At 66.1% G+C, this 19,436-nt stretch carries 23 protein-coding genes; 16 read left to right on the top strand and 7 right to left on the bottom strand.

Annotated features, from left to right (window positions below):
* The first annotated feature begins 4 nt into the window (after positions 1–4).
* On the top strand, positions 5–586 hold the full coding sequence (gene pyrE / locus AC1DFE_RS04580; RefSeq protein ID WP_476904721.1) for an orotate phosphoribosyltransferase: 582 nt from the start codon (positions 5–7) through the stop codon (positions 584–586).
* Positions 587–740: 154 nt separating this feature from the next.
* Complete coding sequence (locus AC1DFE_RS04575; RefSeq protein ID WP_476904720.1) at positions 741–1,790, top strand: alpha/beta fold hydrolase; 1,050 nt, start codon at positions 741–743, stop codon at positions 1,788–1,790.
* On the opposite strand, the gene AC1DFE_RS04570 is transcribed toward AC1DFE_RS04575, so the two are convergent.
* Positions 1,787–2,617 carry an HAD-IIA family hydrolase gene (locus AC1DFE_RS04570; RefSeq protein ID WP_476904719.1) on the bottom strand — a complete coding sequence of 277 codons (831 nt, stop codon included), beginning with the start codon at positions 2,615–2,617 and terminating at the stop codon, positions 1,787–1,789. The two genes, AC1DFE_RS04575 and AC1DFE_RS04570, sit on opposite strands and share 4 nt — an antisense overlap.
* Positions 2,618–2,669: 52 nt before the next feature.
* On the opposite strand from AC1DFE_RS04570, the gene AC1DFE_RS04565 reads away from it, so the two are divergent.
* From AC1DFE_RS04565 to AC1DFE_RS04555, 3 genes are all read left to right on the top strand, one after another.
* A complete protein-coding gene (locus tag AC1DFE_RS04565) occupies positions 2,670–3,356 on the top strand; it encodes a TrmH family RNA methyltransferase (protein ID WP_476904718.1) in 687 nt (228 codons plus the stop codon).
* A gap of 350 nt (positions 3,357–3,706) precedes the next feature.
* Entirely contained in the window at positions 3,707–4,726 is a 1,020-nt protein-coding gene (gene fbaA / locus AC1DFE_RS04560) for a class II fructose-bisphosphate aldolase (RefSeq protein WP_476904717.1), read from the top strand.
* Positions 4,727–4,728: 2 nt separating this feature from the next.
* Positions 4,729–5,160, top strand: coding sequence for a DUF3151 domain-containing protein (locus AC1DFE_RS04555; RefSeq protein WP_476904716.1), 432 nt, complete (start codon positions 4,729–4,731; stop codon positions 5,158–5,160).
* A gap of 137 nt (positions 5,161–5,297) precedes the next feature.
* On the opposite strand, the gene AC1DFE_RS04550 is transcribed toward AC1DFE_RS04555, so the two are convergent.
* Positions 5,298–5,930 carry a uracil-DNA glycosylase family protein gene (locus AC1DFE_RS04550; RefSeq protein ID WP_476904715.1) on the bottom strand — a complete coding sequence of 211 codons (633 nt, stop codon included), beginning with the start codon at positions 5,928–5,930 and terminating at the stop codon, positions 5,298–5,300.
* A gap of 221 nt (positions 5,931–6,151) precedes the next feature.
* On the bottom strand, positions 6,152–7,363 hold the full coding sequence (locus AC1DFE_RS04545; RefSeq protein ID WP_476904714.1) for a cobalamin-independent methionine synthase II family protein: 1,212 nt from the start codon (positions 7,361–7,363) through the stop codon (positions 6,152–6,154).
* A gap of 405 nt (positions 7,364–7,768) precedes the next feature.
* Here AC1DFE_RS04545 and AC1DFE_RS04540 point away from each other — a divergent pair, with 405 nt between their 5' ends.
* From AC1DFE_RS04540 to AC1DFE_RS04520, 5 genes are all read left to right on the top strand, one after another.
* A complete protein-coding gene (locus AC1DFE_RS04540) occupies positions 7,769–9,058 on the top strand; it encodes an adenylosuccinate synthase (protein WP_476904713.1) in 1,290 nt (429 codons plus the stop codon).
* Positions 9,059–9,309: 251 nt separating this feature from the next.
* Positions 9,310–9,849: a hypothetical protein gene (locus AC1DFE_RS04535; protein WP_476904712.1), complete on the top strand. Its 540-nt coding sequence runs from the start codon at positions 9,310–9,312 to the stop codon at positions 9,847–9,849.
* A 103-nt stretch (positions 9,850–9,952) separates the two neighbouring features.
* Positions 9,953–10,501, top strand: coding sequence for an RNA polymerase sigma factor (locus AC1DFE_RS04530; protein WP_476904711.1), 549 nt, complete (start codon positions 9,953–9,955; stop codon positions 10,499–10,501).
* Entirely contained in the window at positions 10,498–11,277 is a 780-nt protein-coding gene (locus AC1DFE_RS04525; protein WP_476904710.1) for a hypothetical protein, read from the top strand. Before AC1DFE_RS04530 ends, AC1DFE_RS04525 begins: the two co-directional genes overlap by 4 nt.
* 301 nt (positions 11,278–11,578) lie before the next feature.
* A complete protein-coding gene (locus tag AC1DFE_RS04520) occupies positions 11,579–12,004 on the top strand; it encodes a CoA-binding protein (RefSeq protein WP_476904709.1) in 426 nt (141 codons plus the stop codon).
* Positions 12,005–12,031: 27 nt separating this feature from the next.
* Here the strand turns inward: AC1DFE_RS04520 and AC1DFE_RS04515 are convergent, their stop codons facing one another.
* Positions 12,032–13,060, bottom strand: a complete 1,029-nt coding sequence (locus AC1DFE_RS04515; RefSeq protein ID WP_476904708.1) for an isopenicillin N synthase family dioxygenase — start codon at positions 13,058–13,060, stop codon at positions 12,032–12,034.
* 45 nt (positions 13,061–13,105) lie between these two features.
* Between AC1DFE_RS04515 and AC1DFE_RS04510 the strand changes: the two genes are divergently transcribed.
* From AC1DFE_RS04510 to AC1DFE_RS04490, 5 genes are all read left to right on the top strand, one after another.
* Positions 13,106–13,510: an MmcQ/YjbR family DNA-binding protein gene (locus AC1DFE_RS04510; RefSeq protein ID WP_476904707.1), complete on the top strand. Its 405-nt coding sequence runs from the start codon at positions 13,106–13,108 to the stop codon at positions 13,508–13,510.
* Complete coding sequence (locus AC1DFE_RS04505; RefSeq protein ID WP_476904706.1) at positions 13,503–14,051, top strand: DUF1990 family protein; 549 nt, start codon at positions 13,503–13,505, stop codon at positions 14,049–14,051. The genes AC1DFE_RS04510 and AC1DFE_RS04505 overlap by 8 nt, the downstream gene beginning before the upstream one ends.
* Positions 14,052–14,064: 13 nt before the next feature.
* Positions 14,065–14,688 (top strand): hypothetical protein, encoded by a 624-nt coding sequence (locus AC1DFE_RS04500; protein ID WP_476904705.1) that lies wholly within the window; start codon positions 14,065–14,067, stop codon positions 14,686–14,688.
* A 62-nt stretch (positions 14,689–14,750) separates the two neighbouring features.
* The gene (locus AC1DFE_RS04495) at positions 14,751–15,068 is read left to right on the top strand and encodes a putative quinol monooxygenase (protein ID WP_476904704.1); all 318 of its coding nucleotides are present in this window, start codon (positions 14,751–14,753) and stop codon (positions 15,066–15,068) included.
* Between the two features lie 23 nt (positions 15,069–15,091).
* Positions 15,092–15,385 carry a DUF503 domain-containing protein gene (locus AC1DFE_RS04490; RefSeq protein WP_476904703.1) on the top strand — a complete coding sequence of 98 codons (294 nt, stop codon included), beginning with the start codon at positions 15,092–15,094 and terminating at the stop codon, positions 15,383–15,385.
* Positions 15,386–15,466: 81 nt separating this feature from the next.
* On the opposite strand, the gene purL is transcribed toward AC1DFE_RS04490, so the two are convergent.
* Genes purL through purS form a run of 3 tightly spaced genes read right to left on the bottom strand, consistent with a single transcriptional unit; the run spans position 15,467 to position 18,817 of the window.
* A complete protein-coding gene (gene purL, locus AC1DFE_RS04485) occupies positions 15,467–17,794 on the bottom strand; it encodes a phosphoribosylformylglycinamidine synthase subunit PurL (RefSeq protein ID WP_476904702.1) in 2,328 nt (775 codons plus the stop codon).
* Complete coding sequence (gene purQ / locus AC1DFE_RS04480; RefSeq protein ID WP_476904701.1) at positions 17,794–18,564, bottom strand: phosphoribosylformylglycinamidine synthase subunit PurQ; 771 nt, start codon at positions 18,562–18,564, stop codon at positions 17,794–17,796. The genes purL and purQ overlap by 1 nt, the downstream gene beginning before the upstream one ends.
* Position 18,565: 1 nt before the next feature.
* Positions 18,566–18,817: a phosphoribosylformylglycinamidine synthase subunit PurS gene (gene purS, locus AC1DFE_RS04475; protein ID WP_003798434.1), complete on the bottom strand. Its 252-nt coding sequence runs from the start codon at positions 18,815–18,817 to the stop codon at positions 18,566–18,568.
* Positions 18,818–19,104: 287 nt separating this feature from the next.
* Between purS and AC1DFE_RS04470 the strand changes: the two genes are divergently transcribed.
* Positions 19,105–19,365, top strand: a complete 261-nt coding sequence (locus tag AC1DFE_RS04470) for a hypothetical protein (RefSeq protein ID WP_476904700.1) — start codon at positions 19,105–19,107, stop codon at positions 19,363–19,365.
* The last annotated feature ends 71 nt before the right edge of the window (positions 19,366–19,436 follow it).

The raw sequence follows: 19,436 nt of genomic DNA, 5'->3' as shown, positions 1-19,436 counted from the left end.
GCCCATGACTGCCACCCCGGACTCGCTTTCCAACTCCGCCGCCCGTGCCCGACTTCTGGAACTGATCAAGGAGCTCGCGGTTGTCCGCGGCAAGGTCATTCTGTCCAGCGGGGCCGAAGCCGACTACTACATCGACCTGCGCCGCATCACCCTTCACCACGAGGCCTCCAAGCTGGTGGGCCAGGTCATGCTGTCCCTGATTGACGACGCCGGCATCGACTTTGAGTGCGCCGGCGGGCTGACCATGGGCGCCGACCCGGTGGGCACCGCCGTCATGCACGCCTCCTCTGAGGCCGGCCGGGCAATCGACGCGTTCGTCGTCCGCAAGGCCCAGAAGTCCTACGGCATGGGCCGCCAGGTGGAAGGTCCCTCGGTCGAGGGCCGCAAGGTCCTGGTGCTCGAGGACACGTCCACCACCGGCGGTTCGGCCCTGACCGCCGTCGAAGGCGTTCGCAACGCCGGCGGCAACGTCGTGGCTGTCGCCGTCATCGTGGACCGCGACACCGGCGCCAAGGAAAAGATCGAAGCCGAAGCCGGTGTGCCGTACCTGTATGCGTTCAGCAAGGACGAGCTCGGCCTGAGCTGAGCTCCGCCTACCCTGATCGGGGGGCGGTAGCGGATCCTGGAGCGGACGACGGCGGGAGGCCCCGCCGTCGTCCGCTTGCTTTTTGGGTCGCAAGGCGTTGGGTCTGGGCCCGGCCGCTTGTGCTGCCCCGCTGGAGTGTGCCTAGGGTAGTTCAGTGCCATATGAAGGGGCCGCTGGCCAGACGGGCCAGCAGACGGCGCCGGGCTCAGAGGCTGCCCGGCTGCTTCGGCGCGCCGCCGAGCTGAAACGCTTCTCCCGCCGCACCTTCCTCACCGGCACCGGCGCGTCCGCCGTCCTCGCCGCGGACATGCTATTCACGCGGCAGGTGCAGGAGGAGAGGCAGGTCCACAAGATCCTCGTGGTCGAGGATGACTTCGCGCAGAGCTACTTCCCCCACGCCAGCTGGATCCTGTTCCCTGGCTACAAGACCAGCTGGGAAGAGGCCCAGTGGATTCTCAACTCGCTCCGCGGCAGCCTCCGGCTGCGCGGCCAGCTCGCGGCGGCCGGGTACTCGAACCTTGGGCTGGACATTGACCAGCTGGTCATCGCCGTGATCGAGCATGTCCGGGCGCACAACCTCACCACGCTCTACTTCTACGGCCACAGCTTCGGCGGCATGGTGGCGACGCAGGTGGCCGCCCGGCTGCTGGAGCTGCACGGTGTCAAAGTCGAGCTGATCTTGCTCGACTGCAGCCCCTACAGCAAGTTCGATGTGCTGGACCAGAGCTGGTTCGACGGCGTGGTGTTCCTCTACGAAAGCGGGTTCCGGGTTCCCTCCGTGCTGCGCGGGGGCTACGAACTGGGGGAGCGGGTGGTCCACAAGGACGAGCGCACGTGGCGCCAGGTCCTCGACCAGACGCTGGAACAGCTGTCCCCGATCGCCCCTTCCAGCGTACTGATCCAGACGGAATCCGCCTACATCTACCACTTCGACGCCACGCGCTTCGCGGGCCAGATCGGGGATACCCGCATGGCCTACATCGGAAATCCCAGTGACCAGACCGTCAACTACCGGACGGCCCGCGATTCCTGGGCGCACACGTTCGCCGCCAACATGGTCTCGGCCGACCGGCAGACCACCGGGGCGCTGCCGGCACACGCGAGCCCGGGCTGGAACCCGTTCGTGTACCGGCCCATCATCGAGGACCTGGAGAACCAGATCTTCCCGCTGCCCGGAGGCGGCGGGAAGATGACCCCGTTCTAGATCTGGTTTTTGAGGTCCGCCACGGAGGTCAGCACCTGGTTGGGGCGGAACGGATAGGAGGCGATTTCGTCGCGCTGCGTGATGCCGCTGAGCACCAGCACGGTGTGCAGCCCGGCCTCCATGCCAGCGATGATGTCGGTGTCCATGCGGTCGCCGATCATCGCGGTGGTCTCCGAGTGCGCATCGATCTGGTTCATGGCGGAGCGGAACATCATGGGGTTCGGTTTGCCCACGATGTACGGTTCGCGGCCTGTGGCCTTGGTAATGAGAGCGGCGATGGCGCCCGTGGCGGGCATCGGGCCGTCCTTGGACGGGCCGGTGGCGTCCGGGTTGGTGGCGATGAAGCGCGCACCGGCCAGGATCAGCCGGATGGCCATGGTGATTGCCTCGAAGGAGTACGTCCGGGTTTCACCGAGCACCACGAAGTCGGGGTTCTGGTCCGTGAGGATGAAGCCGGCCTCGTGGAGCGCCGTCGTAAGCCCTGCCTCGCCGATGGTGTAGGCGCGGTTGCCGGAGTCCGAGCCCTGCACCTGGTCCTTCAGGAACTGCGCCGTGGCCAGGGCCGACGTCCAGATGTTCTCCTCCGGTATTTCCAGGCCGGAGGCCCGCAGCCGTGCGGCGAGGTCGCGCGGCGTGAAGATTGAGTTGTTGGTCAGCACCAGGAAGCGCTTTGAGGTGTCCACCCAGCGCTGGATCAGTTCGGCGGCGCCGGGAACGGCCTGGTTCTCGTGCACCAGGACGCCGTCCATGTCGGTGAGCCAGCACTCAATGTCCTGGCCACTGCGGTACACGGCCGCCGATGTCTTTACCTTGTCCGCTTCTGCCATGTCATTCCTTCGCCGAGAGGTTTGCGTTCGGAGCCCAGTCTAGTGTTGAGGGGTGACGCAAACGCCCGGGACACCCGAACCCCAACCAGACCAATCCCACCCGGAACAGAACGGGACGCCCGAACCAAAGCCGGAGGTCGGCGTCGGGCCCTGGGAGGGCGAATGGCCTGCGGGCGACCACTGGGATCCTGACCTCCTGACGGACGGCGACCGCCGCAACGTCGTGGACAAGTACCGGTACTGGAAGCACGAGGCGATCGTCGCGGACCTGGATGCCAAACGGCACGACTTCCACATCGCCATCGAGAACTGGCAGCACGACCTAAACATTGGGACCGTGGTGCGGACCGCCAACGCGTTCCTCGCCAAGGAAGTCCACATCATCGGACGACGCCGGTGGAACCGCCGCGGGGCGATGGTCACCGACCGCTACCAGCACGTCCGCCACCACCCCACCGTGGATGACTTCGTGGCCTGGGCGCAGGGGGAGGGACTGGCCATCATCGGGATCGACATCTTCCCCGATTCCGTGCCGCTGGAAACCTACGAGTTGCCGCAGAAGTGCGTGCTGGTGTTCGGGCAGGAAGGTCCGGGGCTGACTCAGGAGGTCCACGAGGCGGCGGAGGCCACGCTGTCCATCGAGCAGTTTGGCTCCACCCGATCCATCAACGCGGGCTCGGCTGCGGCTATCGCCATGCACGCCTGGGTTCGCCGGCACGTGTTCGGCCAGCACGTCTGACTGCGCCGAGACCCGCACCGAGGCCAAGGACTTGGTCAGGGTTTCGCGGGGCATCCGGATGCCCCTCGGCGCAGGCCGGCCTGCCGTCATGGCTTGAGCGGGACTGGCGCATCGTCGGCAAGGTCCGGGCAGCGTTGCAGCGCCGCGGCTGGCGCGAGATGACGCTTCACGGCAGCCTTTGCGTCCGAGACTGCCGTGAAGTGCCATCTCGGTGCCAGCTGCAAGTGTTACCGGCCCCGGGTGACGCGAACCACGGCCCCTGCCAAGAAATGGCTAGGATGGTTCCTAGCCGACGAGGTTCACTCCAGGGTCAACGAAACCCACAGACGAAATTCGATTTAGGAGTCAGCATGCCCATTGCAACCCCCGATATTTATGCCGACATGATCGACCGCGCCAAGAAGGGCGGCTTCGCGTTCCCGGCCGTCAACGTCACCTCTTCGCAGACGCTCAACGCGGCGCTGCGCGGTTTCGCCGAGGCCGAGTCTGACGGCATCGTGCAGGTGTCCACCGGTGGTGCGGCGTACTGGTCCGGTGCCTCCACCAAGGACATGGTTGCCGGGTCGCTGGGCTTCGCCGCGTTCGCCCGCGAGGTGGCCAAGAACTACAACGTGAACATTGCGCTGCACACGGACCACTGCCCGAAGGACAAGCTGGACGGTTTCGTCCTGCCGCTGCTGGCCGCTTCCGAGGCCGAGGTCAAGGCCGGACGCAACCCGCTGTTCAACTCGCACATGTGGGACGGCTCTGCCGAGACGCTGGAGGAGAACCTGCGCATCGCCCGTGAACTCCTCGAGCGCACAGCGGCCGCCAAGATGATCCTCGAAGTGGAGATCGGCACGGTCGGCGGCGAGGAGGACGGCGTCGAGAACGAGATCAACGAGAAGCTGTACACCACTGTGGATGACGCGCTGGCCACGATCGAGGCCCTCGGTGCCGGTGAGAACGGCCGCTACATCACGGCGCTGACGTTCGGCAACGTGCACGGTGTGTACAAGCCGGGCGGGGTGAAGCTGCGTCCGGAGATCCTGAAGGACATCCAGGCCCAGGTCGGTGCCAGGATCGGCAAGGAGAACCCGTTCGACCTCGTTTTCCATGGCGGTTCGGGTTCCTCGGACCAGGAGATCGCGGACGCGGTGTCCTACGGCACCATCAAGATGAACATCGACACGGACACCCAGTACGCGTACACGCGTCCCGTGGCGGACCACATGCTCCGCAACTACGACGGCGTCCTGAAGGTCGACGGCGAGGTGGGCAACAAGAAGCTGTACGATCCGCGCGTCTGGGGCGCCTCCGCCGAGGCCGGCCTCGCAGCCCGCGTCGTCGAAGCAACCCAGCAGCTCGGCTCCGCCGGCAAGACCTTCTAGCCATGTCGGACGAGTTCCGCAGGAACCTCATGGGTCCTGAGCCCACGCTCCTGCCTGCCGAGACCGAGGTCTACGCGCAGCTGGAGTCGGGACAGGAAGCCCTGGACCTCGTGGAAAAGCACCCCACGTCGTCGCTGTTGTGGGCCGTGCTGGCCGAGGAGGCGTGGGCGGAGGGCCGCACCATCGACTCGTATGCCTATGCGCGGGTCGGCTACCACCGTGGCCTGGACTCGCTCCGCCGCAACGGATGGCGGGGCGTCGGGCCCATCCCGTGGGAGCACGAGCCCAACCGCGGCTTCCTGCGGGCGCTCTACTCGCTGGGCCGCGCGTCCGCCGCCATCAACGAGGCAGAGGAGCCTGAGCGCATCGAGAAGTTCCTGAACGACTCGGACGCCGGGGCCAAGGCTGCCATCGAAGGCGAGAACCTCAACTGAATTAAATACGACGGCGGGCGGTCACCTTCTCCAAGGAAGGTGGCCGCCCGCCGCTGCTTGAGTTGGGCCCACCCGCCTGGCAAGCTCGGCAAGGGAACGTTCCGGGCGGTGGCCCAAGCCCAATCAGCGAGTGCCTGTCAGCTGGCCTTCTGCAGGCCGGTGCGGGCCATGGCGTCGGCATAGGCAACCTGCATCTCGTCCAGGTACTGCTTCTGCCGCTCGGGGCTTCCGGCGAAGGATCGGCCGCTCAGCGAACGGACCTTGTAGGTCTTGAGCCCCCGACGCCACAGCAGCGGGACTTCGGTCTTCAGGAGCAGCTGGGCAAGGCGGTTGGCTTCGGTGCCGTGGGCCACGATGACCGAGGCACGGGGGACCAGGGCCAGAAATTTCAGCAGCGGCTTGAGGCCGGCCTGGATCTGGTCGGGGGTGAACTTGCCGTTCGGCTCATCCGGCGTGTGCCACGGGTGCACGTTCCACGGCATGATGTACTCCGGCCGCAGGCCAAGCTTCCACTGGAGGCCCAGCATGCGGGTGGCGGCGTCGTCGTCGCCCGGCATGATGAAGCCGGTGGGCGACGCGGCGCCGATGTTGGAGAAGAGGCTGATGATGCGGCATTCATCGACGTCGTGCGCGGGATCGACGTACGGCACCTGGGTGCCCGGCTTGGCGCTCTGCAATGTATCGCAGAGCTCATTGACAGCGGCAACGTTGGGCTCGTAACGGCGCCTTAGAAGCTGTTCATGGAAGGATTCGGTAGCCAGAGCGGTCATATGGTGCTGTGTCTCCTGCAGGTGGGTCGCGCCGCCGCGCCGCAGTCCGGCACGCCGCAGGCATGCCGTGTGCGGCGTGGTGAAAAATGAGGTGTGGACCGGTACACTGACCGGTCCTTCCCAGTTTAGCAAGACGTCCGAACCGCAACGCCCCGCCCCCGCGCGCCGCCGTGGCGGACTCGCGCGGGGAGGGGCCTGCAGGGCAGTAAATGAGGGCTAAATCACTTCCAGAGCCGTTTGGTGGCGATGCGTGCGCCTTCTCCAAGAGCCTCGAGTTTTGCGACGGCGATCTGTGGGTGGACTCGGCCGCCGAGGCCGCAGTCGGTGGAGGCGATCACGCTCTCGCGTCCCACGAGGTTGGCGAAGCGCTCGATCCGGTCTGCCACCAGTTCCGGGTGCTCCACGACGTTGGTGGCGTGCGAGACGACCCCCGGAATGATGACCCTGCCCTCGGGGAGCTTCGTGTCTTCCCAGACGCGCCATTCGTGCTCGTGCCGCACGTTGGCCGCCTCGAACGAGTAGCCGCCTGCGTTGATCTGCAGGACGGAGCTGATGATGTCGCCAAACGGAATGTCCGTGGTGTGGGGGCCGTGCCAGGATCCCCAGCAGACGTGCAGCCGGATCTGCTCCTCCGGAAGGTCGCGGAGGGCCCAGTTGGTGGCCTCGACCCGGAGCTGGATGAACTTGAGGTAGTCCTCGAGGCTGGGCTCCGGGTTGATCTGGTCCCAGCTCTCCGCCAGCGACGGGTCATCGAGCTGAACGGTCAGCCCGGCGTCGATGATGGCCTTGTATTCCTCCCGCATGGCGTCGGCGCAGGCGTAGACCAGTTCCTCTTCGGTCTTGTAATAGTCGTTGGCAACCCGTGCGCAGGAGCCTGGGGACAGCGACGCAACGAAACCCTCGGTGAGGCCGGCTGCCTGCATGCCGGTTTTGAGGTTGGCGATGTCCGAGGCCACGAGGTCCTGCCCGGTGTAGGTCAGCGGACCGGCGATCTTGGGCTGTGCAACGCTCTTGCGGTGGGCGAGGATCCCGGAGGAGGGGTCGCTGTAGGCGTCGTTGAACTTCTGCCTGTCCCGGCGGTCCGGGAAGGAGGTCAGGACGATCTTGCCCGGCGTGGAACGGTGCACCTCGGCATCGGCCCAGCGATCCACGTCGGTGGGCTCGAGGCCGCCGAGACGGGCGAACGAGTAGTTCCACCAGGCGCCGTAGTCGACGCTGCTGGACATCGCGTGCCCGTATTCGCCGTCGTTGGGGATGTCGATGCCCAGGTCCTTTTGGCGCTGGACGATGTCCACCACGGACGTTTCCAGAAGGTCCAGGAACTCCGGCGTGATTCCGTCGGCTTCCTTGGCTGCGTTGGCGGCGATGAGTTCCGGGGTGCGGGGCAGGGATCCGGCGTGGGTCACTCGGATGTGATCGGTATTCAGTGACAAGACAGGGTTCCTTTCCATCGGTCCTGGCAGTAGCACCTTTATGGACGGCAGGGGCGCGGGGCGCTGCCTTTCGTGGCAAGGTTGCTGCGGCGTCAGCGATCCAGGTCTCTCGGCCGCTCGGGATGGTTCACTCTCACTCAAGTCCGGGGTGCGAGGCAGAGGCAAATCGCGGGCGGAATGTGTCGCCGGAATCTGCCGCACGGGTGAAACACCAAAAGCCATACTTTTGACACCCATCCGCTAAACTTGGGTGGTAAGAGCCCCGGAACTCTTGCGTTCGTTCCCCGGTCAACGCCGCGGGTTCGGACGACGAATTCGGGGCATTCTCATGAACGGCGCCGACCTCCGGTTGAAGCACCTCGGTGATCAAGCCGGGCCAGGCCCGAACGAATGGGGGAGGATCCCATGCCAGCAATCGTGATCGTCGGAGCCCAGTGGGGCGACGAAGGAAAAGGTAAGGCCACCGACCTGCTTGGCGGCCGCGTCGACTACGTAGTGAAGCCGAACGGCGGCAACAACGCCGGGCACACCGTCGTCGTAGGCGGTGAGAAGTATGAGCTCAAGCTCCTTCCGGCCGGCATCCTCAGCCCCAACGCCGTCCCCATCATCGGCAACGGCTGTGTCGTCAACCTCGAGGCACTTTTCCAGGAGATCGACGGACTTGAGGCCCGCGGAGCGGACACCTCGAAGCTGCGCGTCTCCGCCAACGCCCACCTCGTGGCCCCGTACCACCAGGTGCTGGACAAGGTCACCGAACGCTTCCTCGGCAGCCGTGCCATCGGCACCACCGGCCGCGGCATCGGACCCACCTACATGGACAAGGTTGCCCGCCTGGGAATCCGTGTCCAGGACGTTTTCGACGAGTCAATTTTGCGCCAGAAGGTCGAAGGCTCGCTGCGCCAGAAGAACGAGCTGCTGGTCAAGATCTACAACCGCCGCAGCATCGAGGTGGATGAAGTGGTCAACTACTTCCTCTCCTTCGCCGAGCGCCTGCGCCCGCTGGTCATCGACAGCACCCTGGTGCTGAACTCGGCACTGGACGAGGGCAAGGTGGTGCTCATGGAGGGCGGCCAGGCCACCTTCCTCGACGTGGACCACGGCACCTACCCGTTCGTCACCTCGTCGAACCCGACAGCGGGCGGCGCCTCCGTGGGTTCGGGCATCGGCCCCACCCGCATCTCGCGGTCCATCGGCATCATCAAGGCGTACACCACCCGCGTCGGCGCCGGCCCGTTCCCCACGGAGCTCTTCGACGAGATGGGCATGTACCTGCAGAAGACCGGCGGCGAGTTCGGCGTCAACACCGGACGCCCGCGCCGCTGCGGCTGGTACGACGCCGTCCTGGCCCGCCACGCCTCGCGCGTGAACGGCTTCACCGACTACTTCGTCACCAAGCTGGACGTTCTCACCGGCATCGAACAGATCCCGGTGTGCGTGGCCTATGACGTCGACGGCGTCCGCCACGACGAAATGCCCATGACCCAGACGGAGTTCCACCACGCCAAGCCGATCTTCGAGTATTTCGAAGGCTGGACCGAGGACATCACCGGTGCCCGCACTCTGGCTGACCTTCCGGAGAACGCCCGGAACTACGTGCTGGCCCTCGAGAAGCTGTCCGGCACGCGCTTCTCCGCGATTGGCGTCGGCCCGGACCGCGACCAGACCATCGTGGTCAACGACCTGATCAACGACTGACGCCGGAAGCTCCGGCAACTAGAAACTCAACAAGCAGTTCCCGACGGCGGCGGATCACCTCACGGTGGCCCGCCGCCGTCGTCGTTGTTCCGTTCTTTTTTGGGGGTGATCACGCCCGTCCGAAAAAAGTTTCCGGGACCGCGTAACCTGCCGGGCCGCCGCTGCGATTACGTATATGTAAGCGCCGGGCAGGAGGTTGTCCCCCATCGGCCTCGGGCCCGGCCTTCAATCAACCAAAGGATTTTTTTCTGATGAAGAGTGTTAGCAAGACCACCAAGATTGCTGTCGGCGCCGCCATCCTCGCTGTTGGAGGTTTCTCCAGCATCGGACTGGCCAACGCTGCCCAGGTATCCAGCTCGCAGCATGCAGCGGTGTCCCCCGCTACGCCCGCCACGCCGGCCGTTCCTGCCACCCCCGAGGTTCCGGCAGTACCCGCCGTCCCGGCCACGCCGGCCACCCCGACGGTTCCGGCCGTCCCGGCCGCCAAGGCCAAGGCTGCCGGCGAAGCTGCGGACGCAGCCGACGCCGCAGTGGAAGCTGACAAGAACAACGCCGCCGCCACCGCCAACGTCTCCGCGGGGGACAAGGCTGCAGGCGTCAACGTGAACGCTGCAATCCCCGCCACCCCCGCTGTTCCCGGCGGCGCCGGCGTTCCGGCCACGCCGGCCGTTCCTGCCACCCCGGCTGTGCCGAACGTTGCGGACCACGTCGCCAAGCCGGCCGTGCCGTCCGTCGCTGCAGACGCTGACGTCAAGGCTGACGCTGCTGCCGACCTGCCCGCCGGCAAGTAATACACAGCACGCGAAACAGGTCGTCCCCCGAATAGGGGCCTGAGGTGTGCGGCGGCTAGGCTTACTACCGCCGCACACCTGCAGTAAAGGGAAGGACAGCTCCTTGGCAGCTCAGCTGACCGATGACGAATTGTCAGCAGCCCTTTCTGGCGACCCCTCCGGCTTCAGCGCCGTCTACAGCGTCATTTCCCCCGCCGTCCTGGGCTACTTCCGGGCCCGCGGCGTGGATGACGCCGAAGCCCTCACCCAGGACGTCTTCGTCGATGTCCTCCCCAAGCTCAGCAACGTCAGGGGCGGCCACTCAGGCCTGCGGACATTCATCTTCTCCGTGGCCCACGCCCGGCTCGTGGACTACCGCCGCCGGTCCGCAAGAACGCCGCAGCTCACCGAATTCGATCCGCTCCAAGATGACCGGCTGTCGAATTCCGCCGAGGACGAGGTCCTTGGTTCCCTCGGTGGAGTAACTTCTGCACTGTCCATGCTCAACGATGACCAGCGGGAAGTGCTGGTCCTGCGGATCGTCGCGGACCTTTCGGTGGAACAGGTGGCCGGCATCATGGACAAGACCCCCGGGGCCATCAAACAGCTTCAGCGCCGCGGACTCATAGCCCTCCGCGAACTCGTCAAGGAAAAGGACCACGCAGCATCATGAGTGTCACGCCGGCAGGCCGCGAAGAAGGAGCGATCCAGGCGATCCTCCTGGATTCCGGGCTCGAAGACGACGCCGATCTCCGCAGGTCCCTCGAAGAACTGCGCGGGTTCGCCCAGGACTCCGCACCCGAACCGCGCGCAGATGTCGCCGCACTACTCACTGGCGGGGCATCCTCGGAGGGCATATCAGCCCACGACGCAACCGTTCCAGGCCCCTCCATGCGGCGCGCATCCAACGTTGCCAGCCTGGAACTGCACCGCCGCAACCGGCAGCGGCGGATGGGCATCGTGGTGGGCGCCGCAGTGGTCGGTGCCATGGGGCTTGGGGCCGGCGCCGTCGCGGCCTCCAGCGAGGACTTCCGCAATAGCGTGGGCCATGCGGTCGTGCAGATCTTTCAGCCTGCCAGCGAGACTACGGCGCCAACGCCAGTGCCCACATCGCCAGCCGATATTCCGGCGGATCCGGCGCCAACTGTTGCTGCACCCAAACCATCGGTCACGGGAACGACTGTTTCGCCGTCGGCACCTGCGACGCCGGCCCCAGCGGGTCCGACGTCCTCAAATACTTCGTCAAACCCATCGGGAGCGAGCGGTTCCGCAGCTTCCCACGGAGCGGCGAAGAGCCAGACACCGACGCCCGGCCGCCCCAGCCAGCTGCCCACAGTCCCCGGAACGGGCGCCGCTCCCAAACTTCCGGCCAAGCCTCTGCCGGCAGTGCCCACACTGCCGGCCGCCGTACCGACCGTCCCGGCCAAGCCGGTCCCCGGCACACCCTAGAGGTAGCAGCCGAGTTTTTGTGCATTTGTTGGCCCCAAACGGCCGCTGAAGTCGCGGTACGTGGACAAAAACTCCCTGCGGACCCGGCCGCTTAGACGGGCCGTACGTGCGGCAAAGAAGTTTTTGAAAAAGTTTCGGACTCGGCGTAACCCTTTGGGGCGCCCCGTCGATTACCCAAGTGAGAGTGCCGGGCCGGAAGTTGTCCCCCATCAAATTCCAGCCCGGCATTTTTATGCCCTCTCCCGCCCGCATCCGATTATTCGGAAATGCTGCGAAATCACCGCAGGCGTAGAGTTGGGCCATGGCTCAAGAAAACGATCCGGCGGACATTGACCGACTCATGCGAACGAAGGGCACCTGGGCAATTGTCGGCCTGACGCGGAATGAATGGCGCTCGGCGTATGACGTCTCGCTGTATGTCCGTGACCGCATGGGCATGGAGATCATCCCGGTCAACCTGCCGGGCGACGACGTGCACGGGGAGAAGGGGTACCGGTCCCTCACCGAGATTCCGGCGGCGAAGCATCCGATCGACGTTGTGGACTGTTTCGTCAATTCGCAGAAGGTCGGGGCAGTCGTCGACGAGGCCATCGCAGTCGGCGCCAAGGCAGTGTGGCTGCAGCTTGGTGTGTTCGACGACGCAGCCGTTGAGCGCGCGAAGGCCGCCGGGCTGGACGTCGTCGTGAATTCCTGCCCGGCCCGCGAAGGGTGGCGCGTGGGCATTTAGCCCGGCAGACTTGGGTGAAGGCGCGTGTTAGGGCTTCATCAGCCCAGGATAGTGTCGCTCGGTGACATCAGGGTGGGCGCGCATCCGGCCCTTGAGCATGTTCAGGCCGAACGAGGCAAGCATCGGGTTGGACGGGTCGTCTGAAATGCCGCGCGCCTGCGCCTTGAGTTCTGCCGGGAGGGGTACCGGATCGATCACGGCATCAAGCCGGGGTGACCAGAAGAACGGCACGGAGTAACGGTCCACCCCCGGCGGCGGAGCCTTGACCCGGTGGATGGTGGCGGCCAGATAGCCCTCGGTGGCCACTTCAAGCATTTCGCCCAGGTTCACCACCAGCGCCTCAGGCGTGGGTTGCACGGGGACCCACGCGCTGGCGCCCGGCGGCAGCACCTCAAGCCCGCCCACCTCATCCTGGAGCAGGAGCGTCACAAATCCGTAGTCCGCGTGTGAGCCGACTCCTTGGTCCCCGGCCGCTTCCACAACCCCGCCGACGTAATGGACCAGCTTGCCCATCCAGGCCGGGGCGTCCCTGAAAGGTTCGTCGAAGTGGTCCTCCGGCAGCCCGAGGGACACGGCGATGGCCCGCATCAGCTCGGCCCCCACCCCGGACATGAGCTCGGCCCAGGCCATCGCCGCCTGCTTCAGCTCCGGCATTGACTCATCAGGCCACACGTTGTTCCCCTGGAGAAGCCAGTACGGCTGCTCGGACGGATAGTCCTTTACGGGCTCCCGGTTGGGGGAAAAGTCGATCTGCTCGCGAGCATCCGCCCTTCCCTGGGTGACCTCCGTGCCCATCCGGGTGTAGCCGCGGAAATGCGGGGACAGACGGTTGTCGAGCTTCATGCGTTCTTCGAGGGGCAGATCGAAAAAACGCTTGATGGTCGCCAGCAGCTCCTCGGCCTGGCCGGGGGCACCGCCATAGCCGATGACCTGGAAGAACCCGACCCGGTGCGTGGCATCGCGGAGTTGCTCAATGAATTCCGGACTGAACGAACCGTCGGACCGGCGGGCGGAGCCGAGATCCAGTACAGGTATGGTCTCCTGGACAGCTGCCATGTTCGCAGACTAGCACCGCCCCGAAAGGGTTTGTAGGCTCGCTGCATGGATCCATCCGAACTGAGAACAATCTGCCTGTCTTTTCCGGGCGCCTTCGAGGATTTCCCGTTCGGCCCCGAAACGTCGGTCTTCAAGGTCAGGGCGGCGGTGTCCGGCGGGACGCGGCAGGAGGCCAAGATGTTCGCCGCATCCGCCATGGATCCGGACGACTGGTCGGTGAGCCTAAAGTGTGAGCCTGCCCTGGCAGAACAGCTCCGGGCCGTTCATCCGGAAATCACCGGGGCTTGGCACATGAACAAGACGCACTGGAACGGCGTCCGGTTGGATGGGGCCCTCCCGGACGACATGGTCCGGGACATGGTGGAGGACTCTTACGACCTCGTGGTCGCCTCGCTGAGCCGGAACCAGCGGGAGCAGCTTGGCTGGGCCAGACAGGTGGGACATGACTGAAAAGCGGCTGGCCCGTGGTTCCCTCAACTATGCGCAGATCGGCGCCACCGAGCACGGCGGGTCACCGGCAGGCTACCGCCGCGTGGCATCCCGCACCTTTCTCGGAGAAGGGGCCGGCGTCTACCGCCGCGTTGCCGCCGGGATTCTGGCCTGGGAGCTGCAGCGGAGATCTGGCCTTCGGGTCCGGACCGAGTCCGACGTCGTCGTTCCCGGCGCGCGCGTGGTGAGCGGCTTCGGCATCGGGCCCTTCCGCCTCAACGCCCCCTGTGAGGTGGTGTGGGTGCACCGTCCCGTGCCGGGCGGCGGACCGCAGTCCGCCGGCTTCGGTTACGGCTCCCTGCCGGGCCATCCCGTGCGGGGCGAGGAGTCGTTCGAGGTGGAGATCGACGCCCTGGGCCGGGTCTACCTCGGCGTTACGTCGTTCAGCCGGCCGTCCAACTGGTTCTACGCGGCGGGCGGCGCGCTGGCCCGCCGAGCGCAGCGCCTCATGACTTCCCGATACATTGAAGGTGCACGCCAACTCGCCGCAGGTGAAAGCTGATCAGGAGAGGTACATGCTGGACCAAAAGAGCCTTGACCTATTGTGGAACTTCGAGGATCCGAAGCTGTCCGAGCAGCGTTTTCGGGATGCGCTGGCTGACCCCCGGTACGACGCCGACGAGCGGGCCGAGCTTTCCACGCAGCTGGGGCGGGCCATCGGCCTCCAGGGCCGCTACGAAGAGGCCGATGCCCTGCTCGACTCGATTGACGGGGACGAGCCGACGGTTGGTGTCCGCGTTCTGCTGGAGCGGGGGCGGGTCCTGAACTCGAGCGGGCACGCGGCCATGGCGGTGCCACTGTTCGAGCAGGCGGCCGAGCTCAGTGACCATCTTGGCGAGGAGTTCCTGGCCGTGGACGCGCTGCACATGCTGGCTATCGCAGACTCTGCCCACGCGGAGCTCTGGACCCGGAGCGCGCTGGAGTACGCCTCCACTGTCCGCGATGAGCGCACCAAACGCTGGATGGTGGCGCTGCACAACAACCTGGGCTGGACGCTGCACGGCGCGGGCCGGCTCACCGAGGCACTCGTGGAGTTCCAGCTCGCCGAGCAATGGGCGGAACGGGTCGGGACCTCGGCCCAGCAGAAGTACGCCCGCGAGGCCATCGAGGAGTGCGAGCAGGCGCTGTCCGCCCACTGACTGCGCGCCCCCGGTGTCCGGCTCGATTGGGCTCTAAACCACCCACCAACGGAAGGAATCCCGTGATATTTATTGTCGTCAAGTTCAAGGTCAAGCCGGACTGGTCCGACAAGTGGCTCGGCCTCGTTGCCGGCTTCACCGAGGCCACCCGTCAGGAGCCCGGCAACCTGTGGTTCGACTGGTCCCGCAGCGTGGACGACTCCAACGAGTTCGTCCTCGTCGAAGCGTTCAAGGACGATGCCGCCGGCGACCACGTCGACAGCGCCCACTTCAAGAAGGCCATGGCAGACATGCCGCAGGCCCTCGCTGAGACCCCGCGGATCATCAGCCGCCAGCTCGACGGCGAAGGCTGGGACTCGATGGGAGAACTCACCATCTGAGCCCCAGTCGATAGCATTACGGCATGTGGATCGGCTGGATTGAGTTCGACATCCTCCTCGGCGACGTGCACAGCCTCAAAGAGAAGCGCTCAGTCGTGCGGCCGCTGCTGGCCGAGGTCAAACGGCGCTATGACGTCTCCGTGGCCGAGGTGGGGGACCACGAACAGTACCGCCGGACGAGGATCGGCGCCGGGCTTGTCGCCGCGGACCGGGCGCACCTCGTGGAGGTGCTCACCGCCGTCGAACGCTTCGTGGCCTTCCGCCCCGAACTGGAACTGCTGAGCGCCCGGCAGCGTGAGCTCCACAGCGAGGATTAAACCAACGCGGGGTCACTTCGCGCCCAATCCCGGGGGATTATTGGGCGGGAAGTGAGCCCGCGTTGGTAGTTCCTGGCCCTGTTAGCCGAAGTACTTCGGCAGGGTGGCCTGGTGGGCTTCGCGGAGTGAGTCCAGCGACAAGGTGTCCACGCCGTTGATCTCCAGCTGTCCGCTGGCTGCGTCCACCACGCCGATGCGCAGGTGCTCGAAGCCGCGGGCGGTGCACATATCCTTGAAGCGGACCTCCTCGGAGCGGGGAACGCTGACGACGGCGCGGCCCTGCGTCTCGGAGAACAGCGCAGTGAACAGGTCAACGCCGTCCCGGTCCAGGACGTCCTGCAGCGCGATCCGGGCGCCAACGCCGTAGCGCAGCGACGCCTCCACGAGGGCCGCGGCAAGGCCTCCCTCGGAGAGGTCGTGGGCAGAGTCCACCATGCCGTCGCGGGACGCGTTGATCAGGATCTCGCCCAGCGCGCGTTCGGCCTCGAGGTCAACCTTGGGAGGCAGTCCGCCGAGGTGGCCGCGCAGGTTGGACCATTCCGAACCGTCCAGCTCAGCTGCCGTGGTGCCCAGCAGGTAGATGGCCGCGCCGTCTTCCCGCCAGCCCGACGGCGTGCGGCGGGCGACGTCGTCGAGCTTGCCCAGCACTGCCACCACCGGAGAGGGGTGGATCGGCGTGGTGCCGGTCTGGTTGTACAGCGAGACGTTGCCGCCAGTGACCGGGATGCCCAGCACCATGCAGGCATCGGAGAGCCCGCGGATAGCTTCGGCCAGCTGCCACATGACGTCCGGGTCCTCGGGGGAACCGAAGTTCAGGCAGTCGCTGACAGCCATCGGCACGGCGCCGGAGGTGGCCACGTTGCGGTAGGCCTCGGCCAGCGCAAGCTGGGCGCCGTGGTACGGGTCCAGGTAGGTGTAGCGGCCGTTGGCGTCGGTGGCCAGGGCCACACCCAGACCGGATTCCTCGTCCACGCGGACCACGCCGGCGTCGTCCGGGAACGCCATGGCGGTGTTGCCGCCGACGTACCGGTCGTACTGGTTGGTGATCCAGGACTTGTCGCACATGTTCGGCGAGGCAACGAGTTCGGTGACGGCCTTGGCCAGTTCCGCCGGGGCGGCGGGGCGGCCGGCGTCCTGCACGGAACCGGTGAATTTGTCGGCCTGGACGCCGTCCTGCCACTCCGGGCGGGCAAACGGGCGGTCGTAGACCGGACCGTCGTGCGCCACGGTGCGCGGGTCGACGTCGACAATGACTTCGCCTTCCCACGTGATGATCAGGCGGCCGCTGTCGGTCACCTCACCCAGCCAGGCGTACTCCACGGCCCACTTGCCCATGACGGCTTCGAACGCGTCGACGTTCTCCGGCGTCACCACGGCCATCATGCGTTCTTGGGACTCGGACATCAGGATCTCGCCCGGGGTCAGGGTGGGGTCGCGGAGCAGGACAGAGGTCAGCTCGACGTTCATGCCGCCGTCGCCGTTGGAAGCGAGCTCGGACGTGGCGCAGGAGATGCCTGCGGCGCCGAGGTCCTGGATGCCCTCAACGAGCGAGCCCTTGAACAGTTCAAGGCAGCACTCGATCAGGACCTTTTCGGCGAACGGGTCGCCCACCTGGACGGCGGGCCGCTTGGAGGGCTTGGTGTCGTCGAAGGACTCGGAGGCGAGCACGGAGGCGCCGCCGATGCCGTCGCCGCCGGTGCGTGCACCGAACAGCACCACCTTGTTGCCCTTGCCGGAGGCGTTGGCGAGGCGGATGTCCTCGTGGCGCATGACGCCCACAGCCAGGGCGTTAACCAGCGGGTTGCCCTGATACACGGAGTCGAAGACCATCTCGCCGCCGATGTTCGGCAGGCCCAGCGAGTTGCCGTAGCCGCCAATGCCCGCGACCGCGCCGTGCATGACGCGGGCGGTGTCCGGGTGGTCGATGGCGCCGAAACGCAGCGGATCCATCACGGCGACCGGGCGGGCGCCCATGGAGATGATGTCGCGGACGATGCCGCCGATGCCGGTGGCGGCGCCCTGGTACGGCTCAACGAACGACGGCGAGTTGTGGGACTCAATCTTGAAGGTCACGGCCCAGCCGTCGCCCAGGTTGGTGACGCCGGCGTTTTCGCCGATGCCCACCAGCATGTCCTTCTTCATTTCGTCGGTCACCTTCTCGCCGAACTGGCGCAGGTGGTTCTTCGAGGACTTGTAGGAGCAGTGCTCGCTCCACATCACGGAGTACATGGCGAGTTCCGCGCCGGTCGGGCGGCGGCCCAGGACCTTGACGATCTCGTCGAACTCGTTGCGCTTCAGGCCCAGCTCGGCCCAGGGAAGCTCGGTGTCCGGCGTCTTGGCCGCGTTCTCGACGGTGTCGATGTTGAACTTCTTGGTCTCGGTGATCGAGCTTGAAGAGATCTCGGTCATTAGTTCGCTCCCACAATCTTGTTCAGTACCGAGGTGAAGAGACCGAGTCCCTCGGTGTCGGACCCGCCGATACCGTCCAGCGATTCGGGACCGAAGCCCACTTCCACGGCGTGCTCCGGGTGCGGCATGAGGCCCACCACGTTGCCGGCGGCGTTCGAGATGCCTGCAATGTCGCGGCGCGAGCCGTTCGGGTTGAAGCCCACATAGCGGAACACCACGCGGCCCTCGGCCTCGAGGGCGTCCAGGGTCTTCTCGTCCGCGATGTACTGGCCGTCCTGGTTCTTCAACGGCACCGTGATCTCCTGGCCCGCGGCGTAGTCCGCGGTCCAGTAGGTGCTGTTGTTCTCCACCCGCAGCACCTGGTCGCGGCAGATGAACTTCAGGTGGTCGTTCTTGATCATGGAACCGGGCAGCAGGTGCGACTCGGTCAGCAGCTGGAAGCCGTTGCAGATGCCGAGCACCGGCAGCTTGGCGTCCGAGTTGGCGGCGTCGATGATCTTGGACATCAGCGGGGCGAAGCGTGCGATCGCGCCGGCGCGCAGGTAATCGCCGTAGGAGAATCCGCCCGGGAGAATGACGGCGTCGACGTCGCCCAGTTCGGAGTCGCCGTGCCAGAGCTCCACGGGCGTGCCGCCCGCGAGCCGGACAGCACGGGATGCGTCGCGGTCATCCAGGGTTCCGGGGAAAGTGACGACGCCGATCTTTGCACCTGCGAGGCGCGGCTCGGCGGCGACGGCGACTGCCTCGCCGATCAGGGGAAGTTCAGTCATCTCAGGCCTCGACGACCTCGACGTTCACGACGTCCTCGATCACGGGGTTGGACAGCAGGGTCTCGGCGGCATCGCGGGCCTGGGCCAGGATGTCCTCGGTCACCTCGCCGTCAACGGTCAGTTCGAAACGCTTGCCCTGGCGTACAGAGCTAAAGCTGGTGAAGCCCAGGCGGGGGAGTGCTCCCACGATGGCCTTCCCCTGCGGGTCCAGAATCTCGGGCTTGGGCATGACGTCGACAACGATCCGGGGCATCCGGTAACTCCTGTGCGTGTGCATTGGGTAAGGGCGCAGCGGAGTGGTGCCGTCTCACGCCGTTCCTGAAGGTGCCTGGCTGGTTCAAATGGCACGGCATTCAAATGCATGACATTTAAATCGGCACGGCATTCTTTTGGCACGGTATGGACGGGCGCTCCGCGAGCTTGCATGCCTATTCTACCGGCCGCAGCGCCCCACTCCGTATTCGGTGCGGCGGACGCCGGAGTGGGGGAAGGACGACGCCGGCTCTGGCCCGCCGCGGGCAGGCTCAGTAGGATTGCGGAATGGCTGAGAAACCGAAATCCGTCCTGTTGCCGGTGATGGCCGTTGCCGTATTTGCAGGCCTCGGGAGGATGGTGTTCCAGAAGATCAAGGCCGACCGTGCGGCCCGCCAGAACGCTCTTGGGCAGGAAGGTGTCGGCCACGGCCGCGTTGGCCGGGGCACTGTTGGCCGGGGCACTGCCGGGCGGGACCGGGTGGCCGGACCCGTGGACGAGAAGACTCGCCAGTGGATCAGCGAGGTGGTCCGCACGCCGCGGCAGTAGGCCGCCCGCGACCGGTCAGATACTTTCACTTGCCAGCGGCGGGTGCCCTTCCGGGCGCCCGCCGCTGTTTG

It is taken from the genome of Arthrobacter sp. 05T423 (assembly GCF_056396245.1).
This window is presented reverse-complemented; position numbering and strand designations above follow the sequence as displayed.